General features: G+C 44.8%; 16 protein-coding genes and 2 tRNA genes. 16 read left to right on the forward strand and 2 right to left on the reverse strand.

The window, feature by feature from the left end:
* Positions 1-146 precede the first annotated feature (146 nt).
* The 14 genes from E7X56_RS03895 to E7X56_RS03960 all read left to right on the forward strand — a co-directional run bounded on the left by E7X56_RS03895 (position 147) and on the right by E7X56_RS03960 (position 14245).
* Positions 147-223: transfer RNA gene (locus tag E7X56_RS03895), tRNA-Lys, on the forward strand.
* A gap of 45 nt (positions 224-268) precedes the next feature.
* Positions 269-505, forward strand: a complete 237-nt coding sequence (locus tag E7X56_RS03900; protein ID WP_135605053.1) for a DNA-directed RNA polymerase subunit H — start codon at positions 269-271, stop codon at positions 503-505.
* A 241-nt stretch (positions 506-746) separates the two neighbouring features.
* Entirely contained in the window at positions 747-2339 is a 1593-nt protein-coding gene (locus E7X56_RS03905; protein ID WP_244603391.1) for a DNA-directed RNA polymerase subunit B'', read from the forward strand.
* Positions 2336-4150, forward strand: coding sequence for a DNA-directed RNA polymerase subunit B (rpoB, locus tag E7X56_RS03910; RefSeq protein ID WP_135605057.1), 1815 nt, complete (start codon positions 2336-2338; stop codon positions 4148-4150). The genes E7X56_RS03905 and rpoB overlap by 4 nt, the downstream gene beginning before the upstream one ends.
* An 11-nt stretch (positions 4151-4161) precedes the next feature.
* Complete coding sequence (locus E7X56_RS03915) at positions 4162-6807, forward strand: DNA-directed RNA polymerase subunit A' (protein ID WP_135605059.1); 2646 nt, start codon at positions 4162-4164, stop codon at positions 6805-6807.
* Between the two features lie 53 nt (positions 6808-6860).
* The gene (gene rpoA2, locus E7X56_RS03920; protein WP_371413347.1) at positions 6861-7976 is read left to right on the forward strand and encodes a DNA-directed RNA polymerase subunit A''; all 1116 of its coding nucleotides are present in this window, start codon (positions 6861-6863) and stop codon (positions 7974-7976) included.
* A gap of 93 nt (positions 7977-8069) precedes the next feature.
* Entirely contained in the window at positions 8070-8357 is a 288-nt protein-coding gene (locus E7X56_RS03925) for a 50S ribosomal protein L30e (protein ID WP_135605064.1), read from the forward strand.
* 18 nt (positions 8358-8375) lie between these two features.
* On the forward strand, positions 8376-8801 hold the full coding sequence (locus E7X56_RS03930; RefSeq protein WP_135605066.1) for a NusA-like transcription termination signal-binding factor: 426 nt from the start codon (positions 8376-8378) through the stop codon (positions 8799-8801).
* A gap of 66 nt (positions 8802-8867) precedes the next feature.
* Entirely contained in the window at positions 8868-9296 is a 429-nt protein-coding gene (locus E7X56_RS03935) for a 30S ribosomal protein S12 (protein WP_135605068.1), read from the forward strand.
* Between the two features lie 4 nt (positions 9297-9300).
* Positions 9301-9861, forward strand: coding sequence for a 30S ribosomal protein S7 (locus E7X56_RS03940; protein WP_091688695.1), 561 nt, complete (start codon positions 9301-9303; stop codon positions 9859-9861).
* 47 nt (positions 9862-9908) lie between these two features.
* Entirely contained in the window at positions 9909-12101 is a 2193-nt protein-coding gene (locus tag E7X56_RS03945; RefSeq protein WP_135605070.1) for an elongation factor EF-2, read from the forward strand.
* A gap of 128 nt (positions 12102-12229) precedes the next feature.
* The gene (gene tuf / locus E7X56_RS03950; RefSeq protein ID WP_135605347.1) at positions 12230-13501 is read left to right on the forward strand and encodes a translation elongation factor EF-1 subunit alpha; all 1272 of its coding nucleotides are present in this window, start codon (positions 12230-12232) and stop codon (positions 13499-13501) included.
* A 32-nt stretch (positions 13502-13533) separates the two neighbouring features.
* On the forward strand, positions 13534-13845 hold the full coding sequence (gene rpsJ, locus E7X56_RS03955; protein WP_048195085.1) for a 30S ribosomal protein S10: 312 nt from the start codon (positions 13534-13536) through the stop codon (positions 13843-13845).
* A gap of 199 nt (positions 13846-14044) precedes the next feature.
* Positions 14045-14245 (forward strand): helix-turn-helix domain-containing protein, encoded by a 201-nt coding sequence (locus E7X56_RS03960; protein WP_135605072.1) that lies wholly within the window; start codon positions 14045-14047, stop codon positions 14243-14245.
* Between the two features lie 12 nt (positions 14246-14257).
* On the opposite strand, the gene E7X56_RS03965 is transcribed toward E7X56_RS03960, so the two are convergent.
* Positions 14258-15877 carry a PAS domain-containing protein gene (locus E7X56_RS03965; protein WP_135605073.1) on the reverse strand — a complete coding sequence of 540 codons (1620 nt, stop codon included), beginning with the start codon at positions 15875-15877 and terminating at the stop codon, positions 14258-14260.
* 347 nt (positions 15878-16224) lie between these two features.
* Between E7X56_RS03965 and E7X56_RS03970 the strand changes: the two genes are divergently transcribed.
* Positions 16225-16296 (forward strand) — tRNA-Arg (locus tag E7X56_RS03970).
* Positions 16297-16335: 39 nt separating this feature from the next.
* Here E7X56_RS03970 and E7X56_RS03975 read toward each other — a convergent pair.
* Complete coding sequence (locus tag E7X56_RS03975; protein ID WP_135605075.1) at positions 16336-16743, reverse strand: hypothetical protein; 408 nt, start codon at positions 16741-16743, stop codon at positions 16336-16338.
* A gap of 196 nt (positions 16744-16939) precedes the next feature.
* Here E7X56_RS03975 and purB point away from each other — a divergent pair, with 196 nt between their 5' ends.
* Positions 16940-18280, forward strand: a complete 1341-nt coding sequence (gene purB, locus E7X56_RS03980; RefSeq protein WP_135605077.1) for an adenylosuccinate lyase — start codon at positions 16940-16942, stop codon at positions 18278-18280.
* The last annotated feature ends 9 nt before the right edge of the window (positions 18281-18289 follow it).

An 18289-nucleotide genomic window follows, 5' to 3' on the forward strand; every position in this document is an offset into this window, starting at 1 on the left:
CATAGATTTTTTATATGTCTTAACTGTTTATGGGGCAATTACAAAAATCAAAGGCAGTCCCATGGGAACACTTAAATAGTATTATTCCCTTGTTGACCCGTCGTACGAGGCTTGCAATATGTGGCACTCGTACAATGTATCGTCATGGGCTCGTAGCTTAGTCAGGCAGAGCGTCTGGCTTTTAACCAGACGGCCTAGGGTTCAAATCCCTACGAGCCCGCCAGCAATCCTGGAATAATTGCTTGCATATTTTTAAGGAGGAGTAAATTTGAGTAAGTTCAGCCTGCTTGACCACGATTTGATCCCCAATCATGAGATTATGGATGAGGATGAATTAAGGACTGTCCTGAAGCACTTTAATGTAGAGAGGGAGCAGTTGCCTAAAATAAAAGTAACGGATCCTATTGCACAGGAGATCGATGCGATGCCTGGTGATGTTGTTAAGATCACTCGCAAAAGTCAGACTGCAGGTGAAGCACTGTATTACAGATATGTAATGGAGTGAACACGAGGTTTTCAAATTTGAGGTATTTCGCTTATTTTTTATGTACTTTTTTTGGCCGCAGTATAATGCATATTTTCCATATTACGGTCGGTCTAGTCAATACTGCGTCCATTCCATTGAACGCTACTACTAATCATAATCGCTTTATTACTCTTAAATATCCAATTAACTAAAAGAGGGTGCCATCATCGCATTAGATACAAGCATACTATCAGAGGCCTATTTCACAAAGGACAAGATTGTGCAGCATCACATTGACTCTTACAACAAGTTCACCAGATCTGGTCTCCAGAAGATCATTGATGAGCAGGGTATAATCGAGACAGATCTTGAAGATATCTATGTAAAGCTTGGTAAGATAAGGGTGGAAAATCCGGTAGTTAAGGAAGCTGACGGTGCAATTGAGAAATTGTATCCAAATGAAGGAAGATTACGTAATCTTTCTTATTCAGCTCCCCTTTTCCTGGAGATGTCTGTTGTACAGAATGGTGAGGAACAGGAACCAAGGGAAGCCAAGGTCGGACAGCTTCCTGTAATGATCAAATCGGATATCTGTAATCTTGTTGGTATAAACGACGCTGAAATGATACAGCATGGTGAAGATCCGCTCGATCCGGGAGGATATTTCATAGTAAATGGTACCGAGCGTGTTGTAATGACCCTCGAGGACCTTGCACCTAACAAGATACTTGCCGAGTTCGGTGAGCGTTACGGTGATACTATCGAGGTTGCAAAAGTATTCTCTCAGAGGAGAGGTTACAGGGCTCTGGTAGTTGTGGAAAGGGGGCGTAAATCCCTGCTGGAAATTTCTTTCCCATCCATATCCGGTCGTATTAACTTCATCACATTGATACGTGCTCTTGGAATTGAGACCGATGAGGATGTTGTGAAGGTGGTTTCTACCGACCAGGAGATCATGAAGTTCATGTTCGAGAACCTTGAGGAAGCCGAAGTGGACACAATCGAGGATGCCATCGAGAAGATCGGTGGTCGTGTTGCTTCAGGCCAGGCAAGGGAATACCAGATGAAGCGCGCAAATTACGTCATTGACCGTTATCTGCTCCCGCACCTTGGTAACGATCCGGCAGACAGGATCGCAAAAGCCCACTTCCTTGGAAGGATGGCAGAATCATGCTTCGAGCTTGCCCTTGGAAGGCGAGCCGGCGATGACAAGGATCACTATTCTAACAAGAGGTTGAAACTTACGGGTGACCTGATGGAAGATCTGTTCAGGGTAGCATTCAACCGTCTTGCACGCGATGTAAAATACCAGCTCGAGAGAGCTAACATGAGGAACAGGGAACTGAACGTAGCCACTCTTGTGCGTGCAGATGTACTTACTGACCGTCTGCAGCATCCGCTTGCTACAGGTAACTGGGTAGGTGGAAGAAGTGGTGTTTCACAGTTGCTTGACCGTACAGACTACATTTCAACTCTGTCCCACTTAAGACGTGTGATATCACCATTGTCAAGGGCACAGCCTCACTTCGAGGCCCGTGATCTGCACCCCACACAGTGGGGTCGTCTTTGTCCGTCAGAGACTCCTGAAGGTCCAAACTGTGGTCTTGTGAAGAACTTTGCCCAGATGGTCGAACTCTCCACAGGCGCTGAAGACATTGATGCTATCAAGAACATCATGTATGGGGTTGGAGTTAGTCCTGTTGAACTATATGTCCCTGAGAAGGTGCTTGATCACTCAGTTGATGCGATCTATGCAGAAGAGCTTGATGTAGCACCCGAAAAGACTGAGAAACCAGAGGTTGAATATCATGATATTATGGATGAGAACGCTGATCCTATCGGCGATGATAAACCAGAGGGGGTTACTGAATGACTGAAGCAAAGGTCTTCCTTGACGGGGAACTTATCGGAACACATAACAATCCGGTAGAACTGGTCGCAGACATCAGGAAGCAGCGCCGCAATGGCATGCTATCCAGTCAGTTGAATGTAACTCTTTACGAGGACATTCATGAAGTTATCATCAGTTCGGACATGGGTCGTGCCAGAAGGCCGGCTATCGTCGTAGAAGACGGTGTTCCTCTGGTGACAGGTGAACATATAGAGAAACTGAATGCTGGTGAAATATCCTTCCTTGACCTTGTAGAGCAGGGCTGTGTCGAATATCTGGATGCTGAGGAGGAGGAGAATGTTTTCATTGGTCTTTACGAAGAGGACCTTACTCCAAATCACACTCACCTTGAGATCGACCCTTCACTGATCCTTGGTATCTGTACCGGTATGGTTCCATATCCGGAACACAACGCTTCTCCAAGGAACACAATGGGTGCAGCGATGATCAAGCAGTGTATTGGTGTCTCCACCTCTAACATCAAACTTAGGCCGGACACACGCGCACACGTTCTTCACTATCCTCAAAAGGCACTTACTCACACTCACACATGTGAGTCAATTCACTTTGATGACCGCCCTGCAGGGCAGAACTTCGTAGTTGCTGTTATGTCCTACGAAGGTCACAATATTGAGGATGCACTTGTCTTCAACAAAGGTTCTATTCAGAGAGGTCTCGGAAGAAGTCACTTCCTGAGGACATTCGAGGGAGAAGAACGCCGCTATCCTGGTGGTCAGGAAGACAAGTTTGAGATCCCTGACTCTGAGTTCAGAGGTGCTCGTAGTGCAGAAGCATATGCAAACCTTGACATTGACGGTCTTGTAAACCCTGAGACCATCGTAGGTCCAAATGCTGTGCTTATCGGAAAGACAAGTCCTCCAAGGTTCCTTGAGGAGCAGTCTGATTTCGGTATAACGGTTGAGCAGCGCAGAGAAAGTGCAATTACCATGCGTTCCAACGAGAAAGGTATCGTTGACACTGTCATCCTTACAGAATCTATTAACGGAACCCGTCTTACAAAGGTTAAGATAAGGGATCAGAGGATCCCTGAGATCGGTGACAAATTCGCATCAAGGCACGGTCAGAAAGGAGTTATCGGTTTGATAGTTCCATATCAGGATATGCCATTCACTGAATCCGGTATGGTTCCTGATCTTGTTATTAATCCACACGCGATCCCTTCACGTATGACCGTTGCTCACGTTCTTGAAATGATCGGAGGAAAGGTTGGTTCTATCGAAGGTCGCCGCATCAACGCAACTGCTTTCTCAGGTGAGACCGAAGATGACATCCGTGATGGTCTGAAGAAGCATGGTTTCTCACATACCGGAAAGGAAGTATTCTCCGATGGTGTAACAGGAAAGAAGATCCAGGCCGATGTGTTCGTAGGTGTGATCCTTTACCAGAAGCTGCATCACATGGTTGCATCAAAGATACACGCCAGGTCCAGAGGTCCTGTACAGGTATTGACCCGCCAGCCAACAGAAGGACGTGCTCGTGAGGGTGGTCTGAGGTTTGGTGAAATGGAAAGAGATGTCCTGATCGGACACGGTGCTGCAATGACCCTGAAGGAGAGGTTGCTTGATGAATCTGACAAGGTGGTCGAGCTTGTATGTGGACACTGTGGAATGGTTGCTACCTTTGACAGGACACGTAATATGAGGTACTGTTCGAACTGTGGTGCAGAAACAGATATTCACCCGGTAGAAATGAGCTATGCTTTCAAGTTGCTCCTTGATGAGATCAAATCTCTGGGAGTTGCTCCAAGACTTAGACTTGATGATGCAGTGTGATGGTGATACAGATGGATAATATGATACCTTCAATACCAAAAAGGATCGGTGCGATCAAATTCGGTCTGATCTCTCCTCGTGAAGTTAGGAAGATGAGTGTCACATCGATCATAACTGCGGACACCTATGATGATGACGGGTACCCGATCGATATGGGACTTATGGACCTGCGTCTTGGTGTTATTGATCCCGGTCTCAAATGTAAGAGCTGTGGAAGCCGCGCCGGAGAATGCCCCGGTCACTTCGGTCACATTGAACTTGTGGCCCCTGTGATACATGTGGGATTTAACAAGACCATTCGTAAGATCTTACGTTCAGTTTGTTGCAAATGCAGTTCTCTGATGCTTGAGGATAGCAAGAAGGGGGATTATCTCGAACAGCTCTCCAAGTGTAAAGGCATGGGGCATCTTCCTGATGATATCATCAATGATGTTTTCAAAGAGGCAAGAAAGCCAAAGGTCTGTCCGTATTGTGGCGAAGCACAACTCGATATCAAGTTCGAGAAACCAAGCGAGTATATCGAAGATGGTCACAAACTGACCCCTACTGAGATCCGTGACCGGTTCGAGAACATCTCAGATGACGATATTCGTGTCATGGGAATGAACCCTGATACTGCCCGCCCTGAATGGATGATACTGACCGTACTTCCGGTTCCTCCGGTCACGGTGAGACCTTCCATTACACTTGAGTCCGGTCAGCGAAGTGAGGATGACCTGACGCATAAGCTCGTAGATATCATCCGTATCAACCAGCGTTTCCAGGAGAACAGGGATGCTGGTGCTCCACAGCTTATCATTGAGGATCTGTGGGAACTGTTGCAATATCATGTTACAACATATTTCGATAATGAAGTTTCAGGTGTACCACCTGCAAGGCACAGGTCAGGAAGGCCGCTGAAGACACTGACCCAGCGTCTTAAGGGTAAAGAAGGACGTTTCAGAGGAAGTCTGTCTGGTAAGCGTGTTAACTTCTCTGCACGTACGGTAGTTTCCCCGGACCCCAACCTTAGTATAAATGAGGTGGGCGTACCTTTTGAAATTGCAAAGCATATGACGATCCCGGTGAGAGTTATCTCAAGGAACCTCGAGCTCATGAAGGAATATGTCCGTCGTGGGAAGAAGGTCCATCCGGGTGCGAACTATGTTATCCGTGAGGATGGTCGCCGTATCAGGGTAACAGATATCAACACTGAGGAACTTCTGGAGAAACTCGAACCAGGGTGGATCGTTGAAAGGCAAATGCAGGATGGAGATATTGTTCTGTTCAACAGGCAGCCTTCACTTCACAAGATGAGTATCATGGCACACCGTATAAAGGTACTTCCTGGCAAGACCTTTAAGCTCAATCCAGCAGTATGTCCTCCATACAATGCTGATTTTGATGGTGATGAGATGAACATGCACGTGCTCCAGACAGAGGAGTCCCGTGCAGAGGCAAGCATCCTCATGCAAGTACAGGAGAACATTCTATCTCCACGTTTTGGTGGTCCGATCATAGGTGGTATTCACGACCACATTTCAGGTTTGTTCCTTTTGACAAGGAACGAGAAGTTCATCAGTAAGAATGATGCTCTGGAACTTCTCCGCAAGTCAGAGCTACGCGAGTTGCCAGAACCTGCAGGACATCTTGAAAATGGTAATCCCTACTGGAACGGTAAACAGATCTTCAGTCAGATCCTTCCCAAGGGTCTTTACGTGGAGTTCCCTGCACAGGTATGTTTCAAGTGTGACGTTTGTAAAAAGGCAGACTGTGAATATGATGCTTATGTTGTTATCGAAGATGGCGAACTGCTTCAGGGTACCATTGATGAACAGTCCATTGGTGCTTTCAAAGGTCTTGTCCTTGACAAGGTGGTAAAGGAATTCGGTGCTGCGGCTGGTGCCAAGTTCGTAGATGATTTCACAAGGCTTGCGATCAGGGGTGTAATGTACACAGGGCTGAGCTTCGGTATCAGTGATGAGGATATTCCTCGGAATGCTAAGGTGGAGATCGCAGCAAGGCTCAAGGATGCTGAAGATGAGGTCTCTAAACTTATCAGTGCATATGAGGCCAAGGAACTTGAACCATTGCCAGGCAGGACCCTTGCAGAGACCATTGAAATGAGGATCATGCAGACGTTGGGTAAGGCCAGAGATGATACTGGTAGGATCGCCGATAACCAGCTTGGTCTGGAGAACTCTGCGGTTATTATGGCAAGATCTGGTGCTCGTGGTTCTATATTGAACCTGACTCAGATGGCCGCTTGTGTCGGACAGCAGGCTGTTCGTGGTGAGCGTATAAGAAGAGGATATGCCGGAAGGACATTACCTCACTTCTATAAAGGTGACCTCGCTGCAGATGCACACGGTTTCGTCAAAGCAAGCTATAAGAGCGGACTGAACCCGACCGAGTACTTCTTCCACGCGATCGGAGGTCGTGAAGGTCTTGTGGATACTGCAGTACGTACTTCCCAGTCAGGTTACCTGCAGAGGCGTCTTGTGAATGCACTTCAGGATCTTGAGGTCCAGTATGATCGATCTGTGCGCGAGACCAGAGGTGTCATTGTACAGTTCAAATATGGGGAGGATGGTATTGACTCCACTAAGAGTGATTACAGTAAGCCTGAGGCAATACACCGTGTTGTCAGGGCTGTTACGGGAAAGGAGGTGGCATAATGTCCATCAGTGAAGCTACGATTGATTCTATGGTAGGTGGTCTTCCACTTCCAATGACCACACTTGCGACTCTCAAGGATGATGTAATGAAGGTCGGTGTGACCAAGAAAGAGCTGGAAGAGATCATCGAACGCGTCATGGCGGATTATGAGTATGCATGTGTTGAACCTTGTGAAGCCGTGGGTGTGGTGTCTGCTCAGTCCATTGGTGAACCGGGTACTCAGATGACCATGCGTACTTTCCACTACGCTGGTGTTGCTGAGATCAACGTTACATTGGGTCTGCCACGTCTTATCGAGATCGTGGATGCAAGAAAGACGCCAAGTACTCCTATGATGACAGTTGCACTCAAAGAAGGTTATGCAACTGACAGGGATCGTGCAAGGAAGGTTGCCTGGGAGATCGAAGCAACTCACATCGCGCATCTTGCAGATGTTACTACCGATCTTGCCAACATGAACCTTGTTGTTGATCTGAACGAGAAAATGCTCATTCAGAGGGATATCGCTGTGGATGATGTTGCAGAGAAGCTCGGGGATGAGCTTGGAGTTTCTGTTAAGGTCTCAAGTGCTGTGAACAATCAGATAATTGTCCAGCCCAACGAGCCATCATACAGGGAACTGCTTCAGCTTGCCAAGAAGATCCATACTATTACTCTCAAAGGTATTGAAGGTATCAAGAGGGTAGTTATCAGGAAAGATGGTGAGGAATATACCCTTTACACAGAAGGTTCCATGCTCAAGGAAGTCCTCTACATTGAAGGTGTGGATATTACAAGGACTTCCACCAACAACATTGGTGAGATCTATGAGGTATTTGGCATCGAAGCTGCTCGTAATTCCATTATAAAAGAAGCAAGTGATACTTTGCGTGAGCAGGGTCTTACTGTGGATATTCGTCACATAATGCTTGTGTCAGATATCATGACCTGTGATGGTGAAGTAAAACAGATCGGTCGTCATGGTATTTCCGGAGAGAAAGCCAGTGTCTTCGCCCGTGCTGCATTCGAGGTTACTGTTAACCACTTGCTTGATGCAGGAATGCGCGGTGATATTGATGAACTCAATGGTGTTACTGAGAACATCATTGTTGGCCAGCCTATAAAACTTGGTACAGGTGACGTTCATCTGGTGGCCAGAAATCTTCTTAAAGATTCTAGTGAGCAGTAAGTACAACCAGAAAGTACAACCAGAAAGTAGATATAATGAATCAGTTATTAGAATACAAATCTCAAATTGACAATATGTATGAGTTGATGTAAAATGGATATTAATGTTGATAAAGCACTGATCAAAGTTATCAGGACAGGCTCTGTTATCATAGGGGCAAATCGCACCATTGAGGCAGCTGTCAAGAACGAGGCAAAGATGGTAGTTCTTGCATCCAATTGTCCTGCAGAAGTAAGGGAACAGATCGAAGCAACAAACGTGCCGGTCCTGAACTATACTGGAACAAGTGTAGATCTTGGTCCTGCATGTGGTAAGCCATTCACTATTGCTGTAATGGCTATAATGGATGCAGGAGAATCTGATATACTTGCAGCAGCTTAAGATCAGGAGTTGTATTATTTGAGCGAGATCAGACTTTCAACAGAATGTGTAAGGCATATTGCCTTGTTTGAAAGTATGACCGACGCTTCAATTAAGGATTGTATTATCGATGATGGCAGGGTCATCTATGTCGTGAATACTGGTGACATGGGTGCTGCTATTGGGAAACGTGGAGACAACATTAATCGGGTCAAAGGATCCGTTGATAAACACATAGAACTCATCGAATACTCGGATGATCCGGTTACATTTATAAAGAATGCTTTCGGTACTGTGTCTATCAAGTCCGTCAAGATATCCAATAAAGATGACAAGAAGGTTGCCTATGTGGATGTATCTGCAAGTGAGAAAGGGCTTGCTATCGGACGTAATGGAAGTAACATTGATAAAGTAAAAATGGTAGTTAGTCGCCATCACGATATCGATGATGTGATCTTAGAGTGAACTTTCGTTCACCAATGATAATAATTTCAACTCATTATGTACGGAACACTATTGGGAGGATAATATATGCCAAATGGAAAATATGCAGCTCACAGACTTCAACAGGTCCGCAAAGATGCCAGGTGGAAAGACAGCCGCTACAGTAGGCGTACTTTAGATCTGAACGTTAAATCTGACCCGCTCGGTGGCGCGCCACAGGGTCGTGGAATTGTTCTTGAAAAGGTAGGTGTCGAGGCAAAACAGCCTAACTCTGCTATCAGGAAATGTGTAAGGATCCAGTTGATCAAGAATGGTCGTCAGGCAACAGCATTCTGTCCAGGTGACGGTGCTATCAACTTTATTGATGAGCACGATGAAGTGACCGTGGAAAGGATTGGTGGCCGTATGGGTGGTGCAATGGGTGATATTCCCGGAGTGCGCTTTAAGGTCATTGCAGTTAACAATGTCTGCCTGAGGGAAATGGTCATTGGAAGAAAGGAAAAGCCAAGGAGATAATTCCATGTATAAGTTATTCGGAAAATGGGACCTTTCAGAGGTAGAGGTTAATGATGCTGGTATTAAGAGATACGTGAATCTTGATCCTGTGATCATACCACACACATCAGGTAAGCACGCAAGACAGCAGTTCAACAAGTCCGATCTATGCATTGTTGAACGTCTTGTCAACAATGTGATGCGCAATGCGCAGAACACCGGTAAGAAGCAGATCGCTATGCGTATTGTGGACGATGCTTTTGATGTGATCAATAAGAGGACACAGAAGAACCCTGTTCAGGTACTTGTGGAAGCTATTGCTAACGCTGGTCCAAGGGAAGAGGTTGTAAGACTCAAATACGGTGGTATCTCTGTACCAAAAGCGGTAGATACTGCACCACAGAGGCGTATTGACACTGCATTGAGGCATATCTCAATAGGTGCAAACCAGGCAGCATTCAAATCAAAGCGCTCTGCATCCGAATGCCTTGCATCCGAGCTGATCGCAGCTTCCAACCGTGATGCAAAGTGCTTCTCTATTAACAGGAAGGACGGAAAGGAAAGAGTCGCAAAGGCAGCACGTTAACCGTGTTGTTCTTTATTTTTTCATAAGATTCAATTGTAGGTTTTATTATGGGACGAAGGAAAAAAATGGTTGAGCGTGTAACAGCGCTGATGAGCAACCCAGAAATGATCAGGAACATCGCAATCATCGCTCACATCGATCACGGGAAAACTACCCTTTCAGATAATCTTCTTGCAGGCGCTGGTATGATCTCCAAGGAGCTTGCAGGTCGCCAGTTGTTCATGGACTCTGATGAAGAGGAACAGGAAAGAGGTATTACGATCGACTCCGCAAACGTGTCAATGGTACACGAGTACGAGGGTGAAGAGTACCTTATCAACCTTATCGACACACCAGGTCACGTTGATTTTGGTGGTGACGTTACACGTGCAATGCGTGCAGTAGATGGTGCTGTTGTAGTTATTGATGCTGTGGAAGGTACTATGCCTCAGACCGAGACCGTTCTGAGACAGGCACTGAAAGAGCATGTAAGGCCAGTACTTTTCATTAACAAAGTCGACCGTCTTATCAACGAGTTGCAGGTCGATGCACAGGAAATGCAGATCAGGCTCGGTAAGCTCATTGACCACGTCAACAAGCTTATCAAAGGAATGAACGAAGAGCGTTACAACGAAGGCTGGAGGGTTGACGCTGCAGAAGGTACAGTAGCATTCGGTTCAGCTCTTTACAACTGGGCTATCAGTGTTCCTATGATGCAGAAGACCGGTGTCAGCTTTGGTGAGGTCTTTGACTACTGCCGTGCTGAAGATATGAAAGCACTGGGGGAGAAATGTCCGCTCCACGAAGCTGTCAATGACATGGTCATCCGTTTCCTTCCAAGTCCTATCGATGCGCAGGAAGACAGGGTCGGTGTCATCTGGCACGGCGATCTTGAGACTGGTATTGGAAAGCAGATGGCTGTTGCTGATGCAAAGGGCGATCTTGCATTCATGGTAACTGATATTTCCATGGACCCACATGCAGGAGAAGTTTCAACAGGCAGGCTTTTCAGTGGTTCACTTTCACGTGGTATGGAAGTTTACGTATCAGGTGCAGCAAAGCAGAACAGGATCCAGCAGGTTGGTGTTTTCATGGGTCCGGAGAGACTTGAAGTGGATGAGATCCCTGCAGGTAACATTGCTGCAGTTACGGGTCTTAGGGACGCTATGGTAGGTTCTACTGTAACCACTCTCGAAGGCATGTCTCCATTCGAGAGCATCAGACACGCAAGTGAGCCTGTAGTGACCGTAGCTGTGGAAGCAAAACACATGAAAGACCTTCCAAAGCTCGTTGAGGTTCTGCGCCAGGTCGCAAAGGAAGACCCAACACTTAAGATCACACTCGATGAAGAGACCGGTGAACACTTGATGGCAGGTATGGGTGAACTTCACCTTGAGGTCATTGCTCACAGGATCGAGCGTGACAAGGGTGTAGAGATCTCAACAACACCGCCTATTGTGGTATACCGTGAGACCATCACAGGAACAGCAGGTCCTGTTGAAGGTAAGTCCCCTAACAGGCACAACAGATTCTATGTTGTTGTCGAGCCACTTGAGCCTGAAGTACGTGAGCTTATCCGTGAGGGCGAAATCTCCATGAGAATGCCTGAACTTGAGAGAAGGGAGAAGCTTATGGCAGCAGGTCTTGGCAAAGATGAAGCAAAGAGGATCGCAGACATCTTTGAGAGCAATGCTTACTTTGATATGACTAAAGGTATCCAGCACCTGAACGAGACAATGGAACTGGTCCTTGAAGGTTTCGTCGAAGTTATGAAGGCCGGTCCACTTTCAAAAGAACCATGCATGGGTGTAAAGGTAAAGCTCATGGACGCAAAGCTCCACGAGGATGCTGTCCACAGAGGTCCTGCACAGGTCATTCCTGCATCCAGGCAGGCAATTCAGGCAGCAATGCTCATGGCAGATGATACGCTCTTTGAGCCATACCAGAAGGTATTCATCCAGACCCCACAGGAACAGATGGGTGGAGCTACAAAGGAGATCCAGGGTCGCCGCGGTGTCATTATTGATATGACATCAGAGGGTGACACAACGATCATCGAATCCAAGGCACCAGTATCCGAATTGTTCGGCTTTGCCGGCGATATCAGATCCGCAACAGAGGGTCGTGCTATGTGGAGTACAGAGTTCGTAGGCTTTGAACCACTTCCAACCAACATGATCACTGAAGTCGTTTCCGGTATCCGTGAGCGCAAAGGACTCAAGAAAGACCTTCCACAGGCACAGGACTTCATGAGCATGTAAGATGGATATTTTATCCATCTTTTTGTTATGAAGTATTCCATCCGTTGGAAAGGTTTAAAAGTAGAAACAACAATTTAGGTCAAAATTATAAATATTACTATCTGACAATCAATAATAAAGGAGAATGTATTATGGCTGAGAAACCACACATGAACTTAGCAGTTATCGGGCACATTGACCACGGGAAATCAACACTCGTCGGTAGATTGATGTTCGAGACCGGTGCAGTACCTGCACACCTTATCGAGAAATACAAGGCAGAAGCAAAAGAGAAGGGTAAGGAATCCTTCGCATTTGCATGGGTTATGGACACACTCAAGGAAGAGCGTGAAAGGGGTATTACCATCGATATCGCACACAAGAGATTCGATACCGATAAGTACTATTTCACCATTGTGGACTGTCCAGGCCACAGAGACTTTGTCAAGAACATGATCACCGGTGCATCCCAGGCTGATGCAGCTATCCTTGTGGTCGCAGCACCTGATGGTGTAATGGACCAGACAAGAGAGCACGTCTTCCTTTCCAGAACACTTGGTATCAACCAGCTTATCATTGCTGTTAACAAGATGGATGCTGCAGATTACAGCGAAGACAGGTACAACGAGGTCAAGAAGGAAGTATCACAGCTTCTCGGTATGGTCGGTTTCAAGGCAGATGAGATTCCATTTATTCCAACATCTGCATTCGAAGGCGACAACATGAAAGAACCAAGTGCCAACACTCCATGGTATAAGGGTCCATCTATTCTTGAGTCTCTTAACGCTCTTGTTACACCTGAAAAGCCAGACACACTTCCACTCCGTATTCCAGTACAGGATGCATACACTATTTCCGGTATCGGTACCGTTCCAGTAGGTAGGGTTGAGACCGGTGTCATGAAGAAAGGCCAGAAGGTCACATTCATGCCAAGTGGCGCAACTGGTGAGGTCAAGTCAATTGAAATGCACCACGAAGAAGCTGACCAAGCTGTACCTGGTGACAACATCGGTTGGAACGTAAGGGGTATCGGAAAGAACGATGTCCGTAGAGGTGACGTATGTGGTCCTGCAGACAAGCCACCATCGGTAGCTGAGGAGTTCACCGGACAGATCGTTGTCCTTCAGCACCCATCCGCTATTACAGTTGGATACACACCTGTATTCCACTGCCACACCACCCAGACTGCATGTACTCTCATGTCCCTCGACAAGAAGCTGGATCCAAAGTCCGGTCAGGTCAAGGAAGAGAATCCAACCTTCATCAAGGCTGGAGATGCAGCAATCGTTACAATCAAACCAACCAGGCCAATGTGCATTGAGCCTGTAAAAGAGATTCCACAGCTCGGCAGATTTGCTATCCGTGATATGGGTATGACAATCGCTGCCGGTCTGTGCATGAGTGTTAAACAGAAGCAGTAACACTCTTCTCTTTCTTTTTAGAGGAGATAAAAATGGCACAGAAAGCAAGAATACGATTATCAGGCACAAGTCCTGTGAATCTGGATGGTGTTTGTGATCAGGTGAAAGCCATCGCAAACCGCACTGGAGTAAGCATATCCGGTCCAGTACCACTACCTACTAAGAAATTGGTAGTTCCTGTAAGGAAGAGCCCTAGTGGCGACGGTACAGCATCATGGGACCACTGGGAGATGCGTGTCCACAAAAGACTTATTGACATTGCAGCTGATGAGCGCGCATTAAGGCAGCTCATGAGGATTCAGGTTCCAAAAGACATCAATATCGAGATTGTACTTCAGAATTAAGTACTTCGATATTGGTCAAAATGACCTGGGACTACGTTACAGATTTTAATCTGTAACAGTTCTCCTCCCCATTTCTTTAATTATTTTTGAATTTTTTATCTAAGCTGACATTTAATACTGTTGCTTATTGGTCAGTACTCTATTTATCTATAAATAATGTTTATATAGTACACATTTCATATCAATATGAGGTTGTATCATGAGTGAAGAAACATTAACTGAAAATGAATCAACAGTACTAAATGCTCTGGAAAGCTCTGACAAATCCTTAAGGCCTGGTGACATTGCAGAGTCTACTGGTCTTGATAGTAAACTGGTTAGTAAAACAATTGCATCACTGAAGAAAAAGGGTCTTGTTTACTCCCCTAAAAGATGCTACTACGATGTTTCAAAGGAATGATCCTTTCATTTTTTATATTTTATCATTTTCAGATAGATCAGTTGTGTTTATCTCAGGTTTTAGGGGTATTATAAAGGTAAAACTGCTACCTTTGTTGAGTTCACTGCGAACATTCAGGGATCCTCCATGCAATTCTGAGTATTTTTTTGCAAGACTAAGTCCAAGTCCCATTCCTCCATGAGCTCTTGTTGAAGAAGGATCGATCTGAGTGAAAGGGTTGAAGAGTTGATCCATATTTTCTTCTGATATGCCGATTCCTTTGTCTGATACTTTGAAGACTATATCTTTGTCAGTATTCTGAATATCAACTTTGATGAGGCTGCCATTTTTTGAAAACTTACTGGCATTATCTATGAGATTAATGAGACTTTGTTCCACCTTTTCGATATCTGCTATAATATATTTAATATCTGTGTTGATGTTAAATGATAGTGCTTGCTTTTTTTCCAGAACAATTGTAATAAAATATTTCCTGAGTGTATCGATCAACTCTCTTAGTTCTATCGTTTTATAATCAAGTTTAGCCACTTCGGACTCGACATTTGAAACTTCCAGCATTAAATTAAAAACACCAAGAAGGCGTCTTCCACTGGTATATATATTGTTAATGTATTTTTCCTGTTTTTCATTAATATCTCCAAACTTCTTTTCAAGAAGAATTTCAGAGAATCCTATCACTGAGTTAAGGGGTGTACGCAGTTCATGGCTCATGTTTGCAATAAAGATGGTCTTTGCCTGATTTGCAGTTTCAGCCTCAAGTTTTGCAGATAATAGCGCTTTTTCTGCAACTTTCTTTTCAGTAACATCGATTCCGGAAGCAAGTAAACCACTGATGTTTCCATTATTATCATAAAGTATCGAATTATTCCATGAAATTATCCTTTCTTCACCGGATCTTGTGATGATCGGATTGTCGTAATATTTAAATTGTTCGATATCACCTGACATAATTGTGTTGAACATACCCTCGACATTATCATAGATGTTCTCAGGTATGAACATGTTTAACCAGTTGCTGCCAAGTAGTTCCTTCTCAGAATAACCAAGGATCTCTACAGCTTTCCTGTTCACAAGAGATATCTTTTGGTTCCTGTCAAGAGCAACGAAAATCACATTGGACACATTAAGATAATGTTGTGCTTTTTCCTTTTCTTTCATCAGCTCGAACTCAACTTTTTTGAGCTGGTCAATATTTACCATGATCCCATTAAGGCCAATAACTTCTCCGTTCCTGACAATCCCTTTGGAAGACGTATGTACATGTGTTATCTTGCCAGATTTTGCAATAACTCTGAACATATAGGGTTTGTGTTCTCCTTTAAGGGTCAGGTCCATATCGTCAAGAAGACCTGAAAGATCTTCAGGGTGTATGTATTTGATAAAAGCTGTACCTATCACTTCTTCTGGCACATAGCCGGTAAAATTTTCAATAGCCGAGCTTATGTATGTAAAGTTACCTTCCTTATCGATACTAAAGATAACATCATTAAGGTTATCAAGATGAAGTTTGTAGAACTCTTCTTTTTCCCTAGCTTCTTTGTTAACAAGTTCGAGTTCGTCTCTGAGTTCTTTGATAGTCTTTTCCAACACTTCTATCTTTTCAGAGGTCTTATCTTCGTTTTTCATTGTCATTTTCTTGTGTTAATTGAGGTCATTTTTGTAAATATTGTTGAAGTTAATTCAAATTATACCTGTGCTTTAATGTATTTAAATGTGTATTAATATGTTTTGAAAAATAATGTTGTATTGATGAACTAACATTAGATGAATGCATTGCAAAGACTTCGGTTATATGTGGAAAACCTTCTACTACATTCTATAATGTTTATTATGTGTTGTTTGAAGTGCCTTTTATATTATGCATTTTGTGAGTATGTGTCTATCTCTCAAGTCTCTATTCCAAAACAATAATATAATAATCGGGTTATCGTACAGTCAGTTATCGTTGTTACTAACCTGATGGCATATCTTTATACAATGGGCCTGTAGTGTAGTGGATATCACTTTAGCCTCCGGAGCTTAGAACCCGGGTTCGATTCCCGGCAGGCCCGTTCTATTATAATTTATATCAAATCGTCCGGCCTTATTTTTTACAATTTGTAGAGTTTTTCAAGATAGCTTTTTATCCTGCAATAAATGAAATTCCTGTAGCCGATGGTATCAGGAATGTCGAACGTAACTATTCCTTCCACGTTCCAGAATACATTTTTAACGATATCTCTTTCTTCCATGTCATCTACGAAGAATCTGACCTTGCTGAAATCATCAACAGCCTGCCTCCAGTCGCCGGCTCTCATTTTTGATGGGTTCTTGCTACACATCACTTCAAATTGCTGCAGACCGAATGCGTATGTTTCTAACCATTGCCTGTCATCCTTTGTCATTGCAATGATGCCCTGTTTCGAATCTTCTGCCATCTGTTTCAGAAGCAAGTCTATATCCTTATTCGTAAACTCATTGTTGTCGAGCTTTTCAAGAAACACATGTAATTTTTCCACGATTACTTCCCCCTGTTTATAATATAATTTATGGTGTCTATCAATAGATAAACATTGCTTTCTTATGGTCCTTAAGTGTCTCATTCTAAAGCAGAATGGGCTTCCATGCTCAAAGCTTATTTATGGGTTTGTTGTTTATGTACCCCATATAGTTCATTGGTAAATTTAGTTTCACAATCCAAGGAGACCAAAAGATATGGCAATCCATCCTATTGAATATCGTTACGGTACGGACGAAATGAAATATGTCTGGAGTGAGGCAAATCGCCTTGAAAAGCTCTTAAAGACCGAAGCAGCACTTTCACAAGCCGAAGCAAAGATCGGGATCGTTCCTACCGAAGCTGCAGCACAGATCGAGAAAAGCATAAATCATGTGAAACTGGAAAGGGTCACAGAGATAGAAGATGAGATCCACCATGATATGATGGCTATCGTTCTTGCGATCTCCGAGCAGTGTACAGAGGATGCTGCTAAGTGGGTGCACTTTGGTGCAACATCCAACGACATCCTGGATACAGCTACTGCTCTTCAGATGATGGATGCTGTTGCTATTCTTGAGGATAAGGTACGTACACTTCTGGATGTCTTACTTACAAAAGCAGAAGAGCACAAGAACACTGTCTGTGCTGGAAGGACACATGGTCAGATCGGTGTGCCAACAACATATGGTCTCAGGTTTGCTATCTGGGCAAGCGAGATGGCAAGGCACCTTGAGCGTTTGGGCCAGCTTACACCACGTCTTCTGGTAGGTCAGATGACCGGGGCTGTAGGTACACAGGCAGCATTCGGAAAAGATGGCATTGAGATACAGAAGTACGCGATGGAATATCTTGGTCTTGGCAGCGTTGATGTTTCAAACCAGATCATCCAGCGTGACCGCCATGCAGAATTCGTCATGTGGATGGCGAACACAGTAACAACCCTGGACAAGATCGCTGTGGAGATCCGTTCTCTCCAGAGAAGCGAGATCGCAGAGGTCGAGGAGAGCTTCAGGAAGAAACAGGTGGGTTCTTCCACAATGCCTCACAAGAGGAATCCTATCAAGTCAGAGCAGATTAGTGGTCTGGCACGTATCGTTCGCTCAATGGTCGAGCCTGAACTGCTGAATAATACTCTCTGGGACGAACGTGATCTTACAAACTCCTCATGCGAAAGGGTCGTTTTCCCTGAAAGCTGTGTGCTGACAGACCACCTTCTCAAACTGGCTATTGGTGTTATCGAGAACCTCAGGTTCTATCCTGAGAATATACGCAAGAACCTTGATCTTCTGCGTGGTCTTAACATGGGTGAGGCTGTCATGATCGAGCTTGCAAAGCGTGGTGTCGGCAGGCAGGAAGCTCATGAGATCGTCCGAAGCTCTGCAATGGAGGCGCATGAGTCCGGAATGCACCTTAAAGATGTTCTTCTTGGCAAGCCGGAAGTTACACAATACCTCAGTGAATCCGATATCACAGACCTTGTGAACCCTGACAGGTATATCGGTACTGCTGTGGAACAGGTCGAGAACGTAGCTGCAAAGATCAGAAGCCAGTTCTAAGGTGAGATC

The organism is Methanococcoides sp. NM1 (assembly GCF_900774285.1).
GTDB classification, from domain to species: Archaea; Halobacteriota; Methanosarcinia; order Methanosarcinales; family Methanosarcinaceae; genus Methanococcoides; species Methanococcoides vulcani.

Excerpts from the sequence above, each read along its gene's own strand:
- rpoB (WP_135605057.1), top strand. The coding sequence starts at position 2,336 with ATGACTGAAGCAAAGGTCTTCCTTGACGGGGAACTTATCGGAACACAT.
- E7X56_RS03915 (WP_135605059.1), top strand. The coding sequence starts at position 4,162 with ATGGATAATATGATACCTTCAATACCAAAAAGGATCGGTGCGATCAAA.
- rpoA2 (WP_371413347.1), top strand. The coding sequence starts at position 6,861 with ATGACCACACTTGCGACTCTCAAGGATGATGTAATGAAGGTCGGTGTG.
- E7X56_RS03925 (WP_135605064.1), top strand. The coding sequence starts at position 8,070 with ATGGATATTAATGTTGATAAAGCACTGATCAAAGTTATCAGGACAGGC.
- E7X56_RS03935 (WP_135605068.1), top strand. The coding sequence starts at position 8,868 with ATGCCAAATGGAAAATATGCAGCTCACAGACTTCAACAGGTCCGCAAA.
- E7X56_RS03940 (WP_091688695.1), top strand. The coding sequence starts at position 9,301 with ATGTATAAGTTATTCGGAAAATGGGACCTTTCAGAGGTAGAGGTTAAT.
- E7X56_RS03945 (WP_135605070.1), top strand. The coding sequence starts at position 9,909 with ATGGGACGAAGGAAAAAAATGGTTGAGCGTGTAACAGCGCTGATGAGC.
- rpsJ (WP_048195085.1), top strand. The coding sequence starts at position 13,534 with ATGGCACAGAAAGCAAGAATACGATTATCAGGCACAAGTCCTGTGAAT.
- E7X56_RS03960 (WP_135605072.1), top strand. The coding sequence starts at position 14,045 with ATGAGTGAAGAAACATTAACTGAAAATGAATCAACAGTACTAAATGCT.
- E7X56_RS03965 (WP_135605073.1), bottom strand. The coding sequence starts at position 15,877 with ATGACAATGAAAAACGAAGATAAGACCTCTGAAAAGATAGAAGTGTTG.
- purB (WP_135605077.1), top strand. The coding sequence starts at position 16,940 with ATGGCAATCCATCCTATTGAATATCGTTACGGTACGGACGAAATGAAA.